Annotated in this window: 14 protein-coding genes; all 14 read left to right on the forward strand. The window is 67.7% G+C overall.

Annotated features, from left to right (window positions below):
• The first annotated feature begins 79 nt into the window (after positions 1-79).
• The 14 genes from pheA to MRB47_RS14160 all read left to right on the forward strand — a co-directional run bounded on the left by pheA (position 80) and on the right by MRB47_RS14160 (position 14,653).
• Positions 80-1,195 carry a prephenate dehydratase gene (gene pheA / locus MRB47_RS14095; protein WP_252100994.1) on the forward strand — a complete coding sequence of 372 codons (1,116 nt, stop codon included), beginning with the start codon at positions 80-82 and terminating at the stop codon, positions 1,193-1,195.
• Positions 1,196-1,204: 9 nt separating this feature from the next.
• Positions 1,205-2,089: a prephenate dehydrogenase gene (locus MRB47_RS14100; protein WP_252100995.1), complete on the forward strand. Its 885-nt coding sequence runs from the start codon at positions 1,205-1,207 to the stop codon at positions 2,087-2,089.
• Positions 2,089-4,110 (forward strand): bifunctional 3-phosphoshikimate 1-carboxyvinyltransferase/cytidylate kinase, encoded by a 2,022-nt coding sequence (locus MRB47_RS14105; RefSeq protein ID WP_252100996.1) that lies wholly within the window; start codon positions 2,089-2,091, stop codon positions 4,108-4,110. The genes MRB47_RS14100 and MRB47_RS14105 overlap by 1 nt, the downstream gene beginning before the upstream one ends.
• Positions 4,111-4,265: 155 nt before the next feature.
• Positions 4,266-5,969: a 30S ribosomal protein S1 gene (gene rpsA, locus MRB47_RS14110; protein WP_094766865.1), complete on the forward strand. Its 1,704-nt coding sequence runs from the start codon at positions 4,266-4,268 to the stop codon at positions 5,967-5,969.
• A gap of 121 nt (positions 5,970-6,090) precedes the next feature.
• Positions 6,091-6,402 (forward strand): integration host factor subunit beta, encoded by a 312-nt coding sequence (locus MRB47_RS14115; protein WP_011805670.1) that lies wholly within the window; start codon positions 6,091-6,093, stop codon positions 6,400-6,402.
• A gap of 129 nt (positions 6,403-6,531) precedes the next feature.
• Positions 6,532-6,858, forward strand: coding sequence for a lipopolysaccharide assembly LapA domain-containing protein (locus tag MRB47_RS14120; RefSeq protein ID WP_252100997.1), 327 nt, complete (start codon positions 6,532-6,534; stop codon positions 6,856-6,858).
• Positions 6,848-8,005, forward strand: a complete 1,158-nt coding sequence (gene lapB / locus MRB47_RS14125) for a lipopolysaccharide assembly protein LapB (RefSeq protein ID WP_252100998.1) — start codon at positions 6,848-6,850, stop codon at positions 8,003-8,005. The genes MRB47_RS14120 and lapB overlap by 11 nt, the downstream gene beginning before the upstream one ends.
• An 8-nt stretch (positions 8,006-8,013) precedes the next feature.
• The gene (locus tag MRB47_RS14130; protein WP_252100999.1) at positions 8,014-8,358 is read left to right on the forward strand and encodes a ComEA family DNA-binding protein; all 345 of its coding nucleotides are present in this window, start codon (positions 8,014-8,016) and stop codon (positions 8,356-8,358) included.
• Between the two features lie 111 nt (positions 8,359-8,469).
• Positions 8,470-11,424 (forward strand): monovalent cation/H+ antiporter subunit A, encoded by a 2,955-nt coding sequence (locus MRB47_RS14135; RefSeq protein WP_252101000.1) that lies wholly within the window; start codon positions 8,470-8,472, stop codon positions 11,422-11,424.
• Complete coding sequence (locus MRB47_RS14140; RefSeq protein ID WP_011805675.1) at positions 11,424-11,789, forward strand: Na+/H+ antiporter subunit C; 366 nt, start codon at positions 11,424-11,426, stop codon at positions 11,787-11,789. Before MRB47_RS14135 ends, MRB47_RS14140 begins: the two co-directional genes overlap by 1 nt.
• On the forward strand, positions 11,786-13,522 hold the full coding sequence (locus MRB47_RS14145; RefSeq protein ID WP_088887029.1) for a monovalent cation/H+ antiporter subunit D: 1,737 nt from the start codon (positions 11,786-11,788) through the stop codon (positions 13,520-13,522). Before MRB47_RS14140 ends, MRB47_RS14145 begins: the two co-directional genes overlap by 4 nt.
• Entirely contained in the window at positions 13,519-14,010 is a 492-nt protein-coding gene (locus tag MRB47_RS14150; RefSeq protein WP_015912998.1) for a Na+/H+ antiporter subunit E, read from the forward strand. Before MRB47_RS14145 ends, MRB47_RS14150 begins: the two co-directional genes overlap by 4 nt.
• The gene (locus tag MRB47_RS14155) at positions 14,007-14,288 is read left to right on the forward strand and encodes a K+/H+ antiporter subunit F (protein WP_011805678.1); all 282 of its coding nucleotides are present in this window, start codon (positions 14,007-14,009) and stop codon (positions 14,286-14,288) included. Before MRB47_RS14150 ends, MRB47_RS14155 begins: the two co-directional genes overlap by 4 nt.
• Complete coding sequence (locus MRB47_RS14160; protein WP_123676476.1) at positions 14,285-14,653, forward strand: monovalent cation/H(+) antiporter subunit G; 369 nt, start codon at positions 14,285-14,287, stop codon at positions 14,651-14,653. Before MRB47_RS14155 ends, MRB47_RS14160 begins: the two co-directional genes overlap by 4 nt.
• The last annotated feature ends 44 nt before the right edge of the window (positions 14,654-14,697 follow it).

Raw genomic sequence — 14,697 nt, forward strand, 5'->3', positions numbered from 1 at the left:
GCGCGCTTGATGTACCTGGGTTTGAGATAGTTTCTCCACTCAAACACAGAACAGACAAGCGCGGGCAGCTATCAAATCCATGGCAGACAACGCTTCAAGCCCCACACCCCAGGCCAGCCCCGCGCTGGCCGATCTGCGCGTGCAGATCGATTCGCTGGACCACCAGCTGCTGCAGCTTCTCAACCAGCGCGCCCGCGTGGCCGAGCAGGTGGGCGAGCTGAAGAAGCGCGAGGGCACGCCCTACTTCCGCCCCGACCGCGTCGCCCAGGTGATCGAGAAGATCACCAACGCCAACCCCGGACCACTCAAGGGCGCACACGTGTCCGCCATCTGGCGCGAGATCATGTCGGCCTGCCTGGCGCTGGAATCGCCCCAGCGCGTGGCCGTGCTGGGCCCCGAGGGCACGTTCTGCGAGCAGGCAGCCATCGAGTACTTCGGCGGCGCGGCCGACCTGATGTACTGCAACAGCTTCGACGAGGTGTTCCACGCCACGGCCGCGGGCAGCGCGCAGTACGGCGTGGTGGGCGTGGAGAATTCCAACGAGGGTGTGGTCACGCGCTCGCTGGACATGTTCCTGCACACCCCCTGCCATGTGGTCGGAGAGGTCAGCCTGCTGGTGCGCCACAACCTGCTGCGCTCCATCAACAGCGCCGAGCACATCGAGGCCGTGTTGGCCCATCCCCAGGCGCTGGCACAGTGCCAGGGCTGGCTGTCCAAGCACCTGCCCCACGCCGAGCGCCGGCCCGTGTCCAGCAATGCCGAAGGCGCACGCCTGGCCGCCACCAACCCGGCGTGGGCCGGCATCTCCAGCGAGCGCGCCGCGCAGCAGTTCGGCCTGCATGTGGTGGCCCACGCCATCCAGGACGACGCCTACAACCGCACGCGCTTTGCCGTGATCTGCCTGCCGCACACGCTGGCCACGCCCGCGCCCACGGGGCGGGACTGCACCAGCCTCATCATCTCGGTGCCCAACCGTCCCGGTGCGGTGCACGACCTGCTGGTACCCTTGAAGAAGCACGGCGTGTCCATGACGCGCTTTGAATCCCGCCCCGCGCGCACCGGACAGTGGGAGTACTACTTCTACATCGACATCGAAGGCCACCCCGCCCAGCCCAACGTGGCCGCCGCGCTGGCCGAGCTGCAGCAGCTGTGCGCCTTCTACAAGGTGCTGGGCACCTACCCCGTTCCGGCGTGAGGGGGCAGCATGTTTGAACAACTGGGACTGATCGGCTGCGGCCTCATGGGCGGCTCCTTCGCCCTGGCATTGAAGAAGGCGGGGCTGGTCAAGCGCGTCGTGGGCTACAGCAAGTCGCCCTCCACCACCGATCGGGCGCGCCAGCTCGGCGTGATCGACGTTGAGGCGCCCTCCGCGCTGCTGGCCGCCGCGGGTGCCGACATCGTGCTGCTGGCCGTTCCCGTGGCCGCGACCGAATCCACCCTGAAGGCCATCAAGCATCTGGTTACGCCGCAGATGCTGCTCATGGACGTGGGCTCCACCAAGGCCGACGTGGTGCAGGCCGCGCGCCGCGCGCTGCGTGACCAGATCGGCTCGTTCGTGCCGGCGCACCCGATCACGGGGCGCGAGGTATCGGGTGTGGAACATGCCGATGTCGATCTGTACACCGGCCGCCAGGTGATCCTGACCCCCACCGAGCGCACCCTCACCGCCCAGATGCACCGCGCGGAGGAAGTGTGGCGCGCCCTGGGCTGCCACGTGAGCAGCATGTCGCCCGAGGCGCACGACGCCAGCTTCGCGGCAGTGAGCCATCTGCCGCACATGCTCGCGTTCGCCATGATCTCGGGCATCACCGCGCAGCCCAACGCGGACGAACTGCTCGCGCTCGCCGGACCCGGCTTTCGCGACTTCACCCGCATCGCCGCCAGCGACCCCAAGATGTGGCGCGACATCCTGCGCGCCAACCGCGACGAGGTGCTGGCCCAGTCGCGCGTGTTCAAGCAGGCACTGCAGACGCTGGAGGAGGCCATGCAGGCCGACAACGACCAGGCGCTGGAAGACCTCATCACGCTCGCCAGTCACACCCGCGCGCACTGGCGCATGGGCGCGCCCCGCAAGCACAAGGACCACTGATGTTCTCCACCGCGTTCCTCGACCTGCCGCCCCTGGCCAGCGTGCAGGGCAGCGTGCAGCTGCCGGGCTCCAAGAGCATCTCCAACCGCGTGCTGCTGCTGGCCGCGTTGAGCCAGGGCACGACCGAGGTGCGCGACCTGCTGGCCTCCGACGACACGCGCGTGATGCTGGATGCGCTGCGCCAGCTCGGCTGCACGGTCGACGAAGCCGGAGGCGGCACCGTGCGCATCACGGGTTTGGGATCGTCCACGCCGCCCTCGCCCACGCAGCTCTTCATGGGCAACGCCGGCACGGCCATGCGCCCGCTCACCGCGGCACTCGCGCTGCTGGGCGGCGAGTACGAGCTGTCGGGCGTGCCGCGCATGCACGAGCGTCCCATTGGCGACCTGGTGGACGCCCTGCGCCAGCTCGGCTGCCGCATCGACTACCTGGGCAACGACGGCTTTCCACCGCTGCGCATCGCCCACGCGGGCGGTCTGCCGCCGCTGCAGCTGCAGGCGCCGATCCGCGTGCGCGGCGACGTGTCCAGCCAGTTCCTCACCGCGCTGCTGATGGCGCTGCCGCTGGTGGCCCGGCAGCAGGACGTGGTGATCGAAGTCGTGGGTGAGCTGATCTCCAAGCCCTACATCCACATCACGCTGGAGCTGCTGGCGCGCTTTGGCATCGCCGTGCGGCATGAGCAGTGGCAGCGCTTCACCATTCCCGCGGGCAGCCGGTACCAATCGCCGGGGCTGATCCATGTGGAGGCGGATGCATCATCTGCTAGCTATTTCATAGCTGCTGGCGCAATCGCTGCGGGCGCTAGCGGCCAAAACGGCATCAAGATCCTGGGCGTCGGATTGGACTCGATCCAGGGCGACATCCGCTTCGTGGAGGCCGCACAAGCCATGGGCGCACGCGTCACCGGCGGCCCCAACTGGCTGGAGGTGGCCCGCGACATCTGGCCGCTCAAGGCGATCGACCTGGACTGCAACCACATCCCCGATGCAGCGATGACCCTCGCCGTCATGGCGCTGTATGCGCAGGGCACGACCGTGCTGCGCAACATCGCAAGCTGGCGCGTCAAGGAAACAGACCGCATTGCCGCCATGACCTGCGAGCTGCGCAAGCTGGGCGCCACGGTGGAGGAAGGCGCGGACTACCTGCGCGTCACGCCACCCGCCCAGTCCGGCGACTGGCGCGCCGCCAGCATCCACACCTACGACGACCACCGCGTGGCCATGTGCTTTTCGCTGGCGGCCTTCAACCCGGCCGGACTGCCCGTGCGCATCGAAGACCCCAAGTGCGTCGCCAAGACCTTCCCGGATTACTTCGAGGCCCTGTTCCAGGTGGCGCAGACCGACGCGGACCGCATCCCCGTGATCTGCATCGACGGCCCCACGGCCTCGGGCAAGGGCACGGTGGCCGCTGCCGTGGCGCGTGCGCTGGGCTACCACTTCCTGGATTCGGGGGCGCTGTACCGCATCACCGCCCTCGCGGCGACCCGTGCGGGCCTGGAGATCAGCCCCGACAACGAGCCGCGCATCGCCGAACTGGCGCGGCAACTGCCCGTGCGCTTCGCGGGCAACCGCATCTGGCTGGGCGAGGAAGACGTCACCGACGCCATCCGCACCGAGCAGGCCGGCATGAACGCCTCGCGCGTGTCGGCGCTGCCGGCGGTGCGCGGCGCCCTGGTCGCGCTGCAGCATGGCTTTCGCCGCCTGCCGGGCCTGGTGGCCGACGGGCGCGACATGGGCACGGTGATCTTCCCGCAGGCCCCGCTCAAGGTCTTCCTCACGGCCAGCGCCGCGTGCCGGGCCGAGCGCCGCTATAAGCAGTTGATTTCCAAGGGAATTTCGGCTAATATCGCCGACCTTCGCGCAGACTTGGAAGCGCGGGACGCGCGGGACGCAAACCGCAGTGCCTCGCCCCTGAAGCCCGCGCAGGACGCCCTGGTACTGGACAACTCCGAGCACACGATCGACGAGGCCGTGATGCAGGTGATTGACTGGTGGCAGGCTCGCCAGCCGTTCGGCGCGTAAGCGCTGACGGCCGGTACATGGCCCACACGGCTCCCGCCGCGCCCTGACTGCGCACTGGCCGTGTGGTTCTTACAACCTCAACCCCGCGGTGTGATGCCGCACAACCTCCGCAGGCAGTCTTAGAAACGAAGGCAATGGTGCCGTCGGAAACCTGCATGCGGGCAAGGAACTACATGTCTGAATCTTTTGCCGCCCTTTTTGAAGAGTCGTTGACACGCACCGAAATGCGTCCCGGCGAAGTCATCACCGCTGAAGTCGTGCGCGTGGAGCACAACTTCGTCGTGGTGAACGCTGGCCTGAAGTCGGAAGCCTATGTGCCGATCGACGAGTTCAAGAACGACCAGGGCGAGATCGAAGTCCAAGTGGGCGACTTCGTGTCCGTGGCCATCGGCTCGATCGAAAACGGCTACGGCGACACCATCCTGTCGCGCGACACCGCCAAGCGTCTGGCCTCCTGGCTGTCGCTGGAGAAGGCGCTGGAATCCGGCGAATTCGTGACCGGCACGACCTCCGGCAAGGTCAAGGGCGGCCTGACCGTGCTGGTCAACGGCATCCGCGCCTTCCTGCCCGGTTCGCTGATCGACACCCGTCCCGTCAAGGACCTGACTCCGTACGAAAACAAGACCCTGGAGTTCAAGGTCATCAAGCTGGACCGCAAGCGCAACAACGTGGTGCTGAGCCGCCGCGCCGTGGTGGAAGCCTCCATGGGCGAAGAGCGCGCCAAGCTGATGGAAACGCTGAAGGAAGGCGCCATCGTCAACGGCGTTGTCAAGAACATCACCGAATACGGTGCGTTCGTGGACCTGGGCGGCATCGACGGCCTGCTGCACATCACCGACATGGCATGGCGCCGCGTGCGCCACCCCTCCGAGGTGGTCACCGCCGGCCAGGAAATCACGGCCAAGATCCTCAAGTTCGACACCGAGAAGAACCGCGTCTCGCTGGGCCTCAAGCAAATGGGCGACGACCCGTGGCTGGGCGTATCGCGCCGCTACCCCTCGGGCACGCGCCTGTTCGGCAAGGTCACGAACATCGCCGACTACGGTGCGTTCGTCGAGCTGGAGCCCGGCATCGAAGGCCTGGTGCACGTCTCCGAAATGGACTGGACCAACAAGAACGTGGCTCCTTCCAAGCTCGTGTCGTTGGGTGACGAAGTCGAAGTCATGGTGCTGGAGATCGACGAAGACAAGCGCCGCATCAGCCTGGGCATGAAGCAGTGCAAGGCCAACCCCTGGCAAGAATTCGCGCAGGACACCAAGCGCGGCGACCGCGTCAAGGGCCCGATCAAGTCGATCACCGACTTCGGCGTGTTCGTGGGCCTGGCTGCCGGCATCGACGGCCTGGTGCACCTGTCCGACCTGTCCTGGAACGAGCCCGGCGAATCCGCCGTGCGCAACTACAAGAAGGGCCAGGAAGTCGAGGCGATCGTGCTGGCCGTGGACGTGGACCGCGAGCGTATCTCCCTTGGCATCAAGCAGCTCGACGGCGACCCGTTCACCACCTTCGTGACGGTGAACGACAAGGGCCAGACGGTGACCGGCAAGGTCAAGACCGTGGACGCCCGTGGCGCCGAGATCGATCTGGGCGAAGACATCGTGGGCTACCTGCGCGCTTCGGAAATCTCCCGCGACCGCGTGGAAGATGCCCGCAACGTGCTGAAGGAAGGCGACGAAGTCACGGCCGTGGTGGTGAACGTGGATCGCAAGACCCGCAACATCCAGCTGTCCATCAAGCAAAAGGACATGGTTGACCAACAGGAAGCCATGGCGCACCTGTCGGCCCAGTCCGCGAAGGAAAACGCCGGTACCACCAGCCTGGGCGCCCTGCTGCGCGCCAAGCTGGACAACTCCGACAAGTAATCCGTCGCGGCCTGCCCTGCAGGCGCCGGTGTGCCTCCACCTGCGGGTGGCGGCACACCACACACAGCGGGCGCTCTGGTAGCGCCCGCTGTCACATCAACCTCTGCCCGAATGCCGTCCCATGACCCGATCTGACCTCGTCGAAGAACTGGCTGCCCGCTTTGGGCAGCTCACCCAGCGCGACGCCGAATACGCCGTCAAGACCATTCTGGACGCCGTGAGCGATGCACTGGTGCGCGGGCACCGCATCGAGATCCGCGGCTTTGGCAGCTTCTCGGTCAACCGCCGCCCCCCGCGCATGGGCCGCAATCCGCGCAGCGGCGAGGCGGTGCATATCCCCGAAAAGCGCGTTCCCCACTTCAAGCCTGGCAAGGCCCTGCGCGAAACCGTGGACCAGCGCACCGCTGAACTGCAGGGCGTACAGGCGCAATAAAACCATAGCTGTTCACGCTTGCTGGGCGGGCGCTAGAGCCGTTTTTGGCTTGAGGCCAACGGATGGCCTGCCGCCTGCCGCTCAGGCCGCTACGCTGCCCGTAGAATCTCGCCACCACTGGGGAGATGCATGAAATACCTCCTGTGGCTGCTCAAGGCAGCCATTTTTTTTACCCTGTTCGCGTTCGCGCTGAACAACCAGCAGGACGCCACGGTGTACTTTTTCTTCGGCACGCAGTGGACGGCACCGGCCGTGCTGATCGTGCTGACGGCCTTCGCGCTTGGCGTGGCCGTAGGCGTGCTGGGCATGGTGCCGCGCTGGTGGCGCCACCGCAGCGCTGCGCGCCGCGCGCACCAGGCCTTGCCGCGCCCCGCCGCGCCCGCCCCCGCGTCCCCTGCCGCATCTCCGGCGGCGGTCGACCCCGCCCTGCCGCAGCCACCCGTCCATGGAATTTGACCTAAGCTGGATCTTCCTGGGGCTGCCGCTGGCCTTCGGGCTGGGGTGGTTCGCCTCGCGTTTCGACCTGCGGCAGATGCGCGAGGAGAACCGCCGCGCACCCAAGGCTTACTTCAAGGGCCTGAACTACCTTCTCAACGAGCAGCAAGACCAGGCCATCGATGCCTTCATCGAGGCGGTGCAGAACGACCCTGACACCACCGAACTGCACTTCGCCCTGGGCAACCTGTTTCGCCGCCGCGGCGAGTACAACCGCGCCGTGCGGGTACACGAGCACCTGCTGTCGCGCGGCGACCTGAGCCGCGCCGACCGTGAGCGCGCACAGCATGCACTGGCGCTGGACTTCCTCAAGGCAGGCCTGCTCGACCGCGCGGAAGACGCACTGCGCCGCCTGGAGGGCAGCGCCTTCGAGGGCCAGGCACGCATGGCCCTGCTGGCCATTTACGAGCGTTCGCGCGACTGGCCACAGGCGTCGGACATTGCACGGCGCATGCACGATGCGCAGCAGGGCGACTTCAGCACCCGGCTGGCGCACTACCTGTGCGAGCAGGCGCTGGCGCTGGCAGCCCATGGCGAACTGCCCGCCGCCCAGGCGCTGCTGGAGCAGGCCCTGGCCACGGCGCCCCAGGCGCCGCGCGCGCGCATCGAGCTGGCGCGGCTGCAGCAGCGCCAGGGCCAGCCCGAAGCGGCCTTCGACACCCTGCAAGTGCTCGCCCAGGCCGCACCCGCCGCGCTGCCGCTGGCCGCACCGCTGCTGGTGGAGACCGCCACCGCCACGGGACAAGCGCCGCAGGCCCAGGCGCTGCTGCAGCACCACTACGAGGACATGCCATCCCTGGATCTGCTGGAAGCGGTGGTGGCGCTGGAGGCTGCCAACGCGAACACTGCGGCCGTTGGGCGCGAATGGTACGTGCGCCACCTGGAGCGCGAGCCCTCCCTGGTCGCCGCGACGAAGTGGCTGGCAGGCGAGACGCTGACCCATGAGCAGTTCCACCCGCAGATCCAGCGCGCGCTGGAGCAGGCGGCAAAGCCGCTCACGCGCTACCGCTGCGCAGCCTGCGGGTTCGAGGCACGCCAGCACTTCTGGCAATGCCCGGGCTGCCAGACCTGGGACAGTTATCCGGCACGGCGCGTCGAGGAGCTGTAGCCGTGCGCATGCCTGCGGCCCTGCGGCATGCGAGCGTAGCGCTCGTGCTGCTGCATGCCGCCGTCGCGCTGGCCGGCGCGGACGTGAACCACGCACGCGAAGCGGACCTGGATGGCGTCAGGGGCATCGGGCCGGCGATGTCGTCGCGCATCCTGGCAGAGCGGGCACGCGGGCCCTTTCAGGACTGGAGCGACCTGATCGCACGCGTGAAGGGCATCGGCCCCGCGGCCGCCGCCCGGCTGTCGGCGCAGGGGCTCACCGTCAATGGCGCCGCCTATCCAACCGTAGCAACGCCCGCGGGCGCGCCTGCAGCCTCCAGCGCGGGGGCCGGCGACAGCCCCTTCTCACGCTGACGCACACCGGCAGCCGCGCGCCATAACGCGCTGGACGGCAGCGTATTCGCCGCCACTTGCTCGGGTTTTCATAGCATGCAGGAAGGGGCGACGCCCTAGAATCAGACGCTGATGCCTCTGACCCTCCTCATTCTTCTTCCCTTTGTGGGCAGCTTGCTGGCGGCCGTGCTGCCCGCAAATGCGCGCAATACCGAGTCCACGCTCGCGGGCCTGGTCGCGCTGTTTTGCACGGTGCAAACGGCGCTGTACTTCCCCCAGATCGCCGAAGCGGGCGTGTTGCGCGAGGAGATCACCTGGTTGCCTGCCCTGGGCCTGAACCTGGTCATCCGCATGGACGGGTTCGCCTGGATGTTCAGCATGCTGGTGTTCGGCATCGGTACGCTGGTGGTGCTGTATGCACGCTACTACATGTCGCCGGCGGACCCGGTGCCGCGCTTTTTCTCGTTCTTTCTGGCTTTCATGGGCGCCATGGCCGGCGTGGTGCTGTCGGGCAACATCATCCAGCTGGTGTTCTTCTGGGAGCTCACCAGCCTGTTCTCGTTCCTGCTCATCGGCTACTGGCACCACCGCGAAGACGCCCGCCGGGGCGCGCGCATGGCCCTCACCGTGACGGGCGCGGGTGGACTGTGCCTGCTGGCCGGCATGCTGGTGCTGGGCCACATCGTGGGCAGCTATGACCTGGACCGCGTGCTGGGCGCAGCCGAGCTGGTGCGCGACCACCCCATGTACCTCACGGCGCTGGTACTGGTGCTGCTGGGGGCGTTCACCAAGAGTGCGCAGTTTCCGTTCCACTTCTGGCTGCCCAACGCCATGGCTGCGCCCACGCCCGTGTCGTCGTACCTGCACTCGGCCACCATGGTGAAGGCGGGCGTCTTCCTGCTGGCACGGCTGTGGCCCGTCATGGGCGGCACCGAGCCGTGGTTCTGGCTGGTGGGCGGCGCGGGCCTGGCCACGCTGCTCATCGGCGGCTACGCGGCCATGTTTCAGAACGACCTCAAGGGCCTGCTGGCGTATTCCACGATCTCGCATCTGGGCCTGATCACGCTGCTGCTGGGCCTCAACAGCCCGCTGGCCGCCGTGGCCGCCGTGTTCCACATCATGAACCACGCCACGTTCAAGGCGTCGCTGTTCATGGCCGCGGGCATCATCGACCACGAAAGCGGCACGCGGGACATACGGCGCCTCTCGGGCCTGCGGCGCATGATGCCCGTCACCGCCACGCTGGCCACGGTCGCCAGCGCCGCCATGGCGGGCGTGCCGCTGCTCAACGGCTTCCTGTCGAAGGAGATGTTCTTCGCGGAGACGGTGTTCTTCGACGCTGCGCCGGCCGTGGCCCAGATACTGCCGATCGCGGCCACCGTCGCGGGCATGTTCAGCGTGGCCTATTCGCTGCGCTTCATCGTCGATGTGTTCTGGGGCCCCCCCGCCACCGATCTGCCGCACGAGCCCCATGAGCCGCCGCACTGGATGCGCGTGCCGGTGGAGCTGCTGGTCTGCGCCTGCCTGGTGGTGGGCGTGCTGCCCGCGTGGTCGATCGGCCAGTACCTGAATGCCGCGGCGCTGCCGGTGGTGGGGGGCGAACTGCCGGCCTTCAGCCTGGCGGTCTGGCACGGCTTCAACACGCCCTTCATGATGAGCCTGGTGGCGCTGGTCGGCGGCACCGCCCTGTACATGGTGTTGCGCTGGGAGCGCAAGCAAGGCCGCATCAACGCCGCCCCACTGATGCACCGCGTCAGCGGACGCGGCGTGTTCGAGGCAGTGCTGGTGCAGATCACGCGCTGGGGGCACAGCGGGCGGCGCCTGCTGTCCACGCGCCGCCTGCAGTGGCAGATGCTGTGGCTGGTGCTCGTCACGCTCGTGGGCGCCGCCATGCCGCTGTACACACGTGGCTTGCAGCTGGGAGACCGGGGCACGCTGCCGCTGTCGCCCGCTTTCGTACTGATCTGGGCGTTGGGCATGGTCTGCGCCGTGGCCTCGGCCTGGCAGGCCAAGTACCACCGTCTGGCGGCGCTGACCCTCATGGGCGGTGCAGGGCTGTGCGTCTGCATCACCTTCCTGTGGTTCTCTGCGCCCGATCTCGCACTCACCCAGCTGGCCGTGGAACTGGTCACCACCATCCTGATCCTGCTGGGCCTGCGCTGGCTGCCCAAGCGCGACGAAAGCCTGCCCGCCTCGCCCGCCAGCGCCGCGCTGGCGCGCACGCGGCGCGTACGCGACCTGCTGCTGGCCGTCGCCGCGGGCGGCGGCATGGCGTGGCTGGCATTTGCCATGATGAGCCGGCCCTTCGCGCAGAGCACCTCCACGTTCTTCCTGGAGCGCGCCCTCACCGAGGGCGGCGGCACCAACGTGGTCAACGTCATGCTGGTGGACTTCCGCGGGTTCGACACCTTCGGCGAGATCGTGGTGCTGGGCATCGTGGCGCTCACGGTGTATGCGCTGTTGCGGCGCTTTCGCCCCGCGGTGGAAACCATGGACCTGCCCGAGCAGCAGCGCTACCTGCCGGCCGATCTACAGACCGACCTGCTGAACCCGCGCAACGCCAACGACACGGCCATCGGTTACCTGATGGTGCCCGCGGTGCTGGTGCGGCTGCTGCTGCCGTTCTCGGCCCTGGTGGCCTTCTACCTCTTCATGCGCGGGCACAACCAGCCGGGCGGCGGCTTCGTGGCGGGGCTGGTGTTCTCGGTGGGGCTGGTGCTCCAGTACATCATTTCGGGCACATCGTGGGTCGAGGCGCACCTGCCCCTGTATCCGCGGCGCTGGATTGCCTCCGGCCTGCTGCTGGCGCTGGGCACCGGACTGGGCGCAGTGGCGCTGGGCTATCCGTTCCTTACCAGCCACACCGCGCACCTGCACCTGCCGCTGATCGGGGACCTCCACGTGGCCAGCGCCATGTTCTTCGACATGGGCGTGTTCGCGCTCGTCGTCGGCTCCACGCTGCTCATCCTTACGGCCATCGCCCACCAGTCGGTGCGCAGCCACCGTTACCACGCCCGTCTCATGGAAGAAGAACAACAAGCGGCCAGCGAGCAAGCAGCCGTCCCGGCCACACAAGGAGCCGTCTGATGGAAATCGTGCTGGCTCTGTCCATCGGCGTGCTCACGGGCTCGGGCGTCTGGCTGCTGCTGCGCCCCCGCACCTTCCAGGTCATCATGGGCCTGTCGCTGCTGTCGTATGCCGTGAACCTGTTCATCTTCAGCATGGGTCGCCTGGGCCTGGCCGTGGACAAGGAGCCCGTGCTCGTGCCCGGCGTGCCGCAGGATCTGCAGCATTACGCCGACCCCATGCCCCAGGCGCTGGTGCTCACCGCCATCGTGATCGGCTTTGCCATGACCGCACTGTTCCTCGTCGTGCTGCTGGCTTCGCGGGGCATGTCGGGCACCGACCACGTGGACGGCTCGCACTCGCGTGAAACGCAGGAGATGCCATGAGCCGCATCGCGGAGCTGACCTCCCTGCTCATGCCGCACCTGATGCTGGCGCCCATCGGGCTGCCGATGCTCACGGCCGCTTTGCTGCTCACCATGAAGGAAGAGCAGCAGCGCCTGAAGCTGGGCCTGAACATCCTGTCCACCCTGCTCGGGCTGCTGGTGGCCGTGGCGCTGCTGCTGTGGTCGCACGAATCCGGAGCACCCGCGACCATGGGTGTGTACCTGCCGGGCAACTGGCCGGCGCCGTTCGGCATCGTGCTGGTGCTGGACCGGCTCTCGGCCATGATGCTGCTGCTGACAGGCTTCGTGGCGCTGTGCTCCATCGTGTTCGCCGGTGCGCGCTGGCACCGCGCAGGCGTGCACTATCACACGCTGTTCCAGTTGCAGCTCATGGGGCTGGGGGGCGCCTTCCTCACGGGCGACCTGTTCAACCTGTTCGTCTTCTTCGAGATCCTGCTGGCAGCCTCGTACGGCCTGCTGCTGCACGGCGCCGGCCGCACGCGCGTGCAGGCCGGCCTGCACTACATTGCCATCAACCTGGCGGCGTCCTCGCTGTTCCTGATCGGCGCGTCCATGCTCTACGGCATCACCGGCACGCTCAACATGGCCGACCTGGCGCAGGCCATCCCGCAGGTGTCGGCCGCCGACCGGGGGTTGTTGCACTCGGCGGCCGCCATCCTGGCCACGGCGTTTCTCATCAAGGCGGCCGTGTGGCCCCTGAACTTCTGGCTGGTGCCGGCCTACAGCGCGGCCACGGCGCCCGTGGGTGCGCTGTTCGCCCTGATGACCAAGGTGGGCATCTACACGCTGCTGCGCCTGTGGACGCTGATGTTCAGCAGCGAGGCCGGTCCCTCCTCCCTGTTCGGCAGCCTGTGGCTGATCGGCGGTGGCATGGTCACCATGGCCTTCGGCGCCATCGGCATGATGGCCTCGCAGCGCCTCACCCACCTGGCCGGTCATGCGGCCGTGCTGTCGTCGGGCACGCTGCTGGCGGCAGCAGGCTTCGGGCAGAACGCGCTCACTGCCGGGCTGCTGTACTACCTGCCCAGCTCCACGCTGGCCGTGAGCGCGCTGTTCCTGCTGGCCGACCTCATCGACCGCTGGCGCAACGATGGCGCGTCGCTGGCGCCTTACGAACTGGACGACGTGGCGCCCTTCCTCACCCCCGAGCTAATGCCCACCACCGGCCTGAACCTGGACGAGGACGAGGAAGTGCTGGTCGGCCGCGTCATCCCCGCCGCGGCCGCGTTTCTGGGTCTGGCCTACATGGCCTGTACGCTGGTGATTGCGGGCCTACCGCCGCTGTCCGGCTTCATCGGCAAGTTCGCGATGCTGACGGCGCTGATAAACCCGCTGGGGCTCGGCTCCTCGGCCGGCACCCAGCCCGGCCTGCCGGGCTGGACGTTGATCGCGCTGATGATCGCCACCGGCCTGCTGGCGCTGCTGGCGCTCACGCGCTCGGGCATACGCCACTTCTGGGCCGCGCACGACCGTCCCACGCCCCAGTTGCGCGTGATGGAGGGGCTGCCCATCGCCATACTGCTGGGGGCCTGCGTGGCGCTCACCCTGCAGGCCAACGGCGTGATGCGTTTCACCGAGGCAACGGCCAACGGGCTGCATGCGCCGGGCACGTATGTACGCGCCGTGATGACGGCCGCGCCCATTCCCGGCCCCACCACGACGCCGACGCCTGAGCGTGCGGAAAGCTCTGCCACCACGAAGGCCGCGCCATGATGAAGAAGCTGCTGCCCGCCCCGCTGGTCTCCCTGGGTTTGTTTGTGATGTGGCTGCTGCTCAACCACACCACCAGCATCGGCCACGTCCTGCTGGCACTGGTACTCGCATGGGGCCTGCCGGTGCTGTTCAGCGAATTGCGCCCGCAGAAGGTGCGCGTGCGCCACCTCGGCACGATCATCCGGCTGTGCTTCACGGTGATGGTGGACACCACGCGGTCCAACCTTGCCGTGCTGCGCTTTCTGCTGCTGCCGTCGCAGCGCCGCCACCCGCCGGACTTCGTCAAGATTCCGCTGGAACTGCGCGACCCCAACGCCCTCGCCGTACTGGCCATGATCGTGTGCATCACCCCTGGCACCTCCTGGGCCGAGCTGTCGCTGGACCGCAGTCTGCTGATGCTGCATGTGCTGGAGGTGGACGATGCGCAGGCCATCATCGACCACGTCAAGGCGAGCTACGAGCGCCCGCTGATGGAGATTTTCGAATGACCGGTTCCGTACTGTCCTGGGCGCTGCCCATCGCCATGTTCCTGCTGGCCGCGGCCATGGTGCTGTGCCTGGTGCGCCTGCTCAAGGGCCCTGCCGCGCAGGACCGCGTGCTGGCGCTGGACTGCATGTACCTCAACGGCATGCTGCTCATGCTGGTACTGGGCATCTACTACGGCAGCACCAACTACTTCGAGGCCGCCATGCTGATCGCGCTGCTGGGCTTCGTCAGCTCCACGGCCATGGCCAAGTTCCTCTTGCGCGGCGAGGTGATCGAATGAGCGACGCACTGCCGCTGTGGCTGGACATCGTGCTGTCCGCGCTGGTGCTGTGCGGCGCGACCATCGCGTTCATGGGGTCACTGGGGCTGCTGCGCCTGGCCACCTACTTCGAGCGCGTGCACGCACCGTCCATCATCGCCACCATGGGCTGCTGGTGCATCATGCATGCCACGCTGGTGTACTTCTCCGTGACGGGCAACGGCCTGGCGCTGCATGCGCTGCTGATTGCCCTGTTCATCGCCATCACCGTGCCCGTGACCAACATCTTCCTGATGCGCGCCGCGCTGTTTCGCGCGCGCCGCGCGGGCGAGAAGGTGCCGCCCAGCCTCAGCCGCGTGGCGGACAGCAGCACGCTCGATTCGTGATTTGCTATTGAAAATATAGCTACTAGCGCTTGACCAACAAGCGC

The sequence above is a fragment of the Diaphorobacter sp. LI3 genome (assembly GCF_022807955.1).
GTDB classification, from domain to species: domain Bacteria; phylum Pseudomonadota; class Gammaproteobacteria; order Burkholderiales; family Burkholderiaceae_C; genus Diaphorobacter; species Diaphorobacter nitroreducens.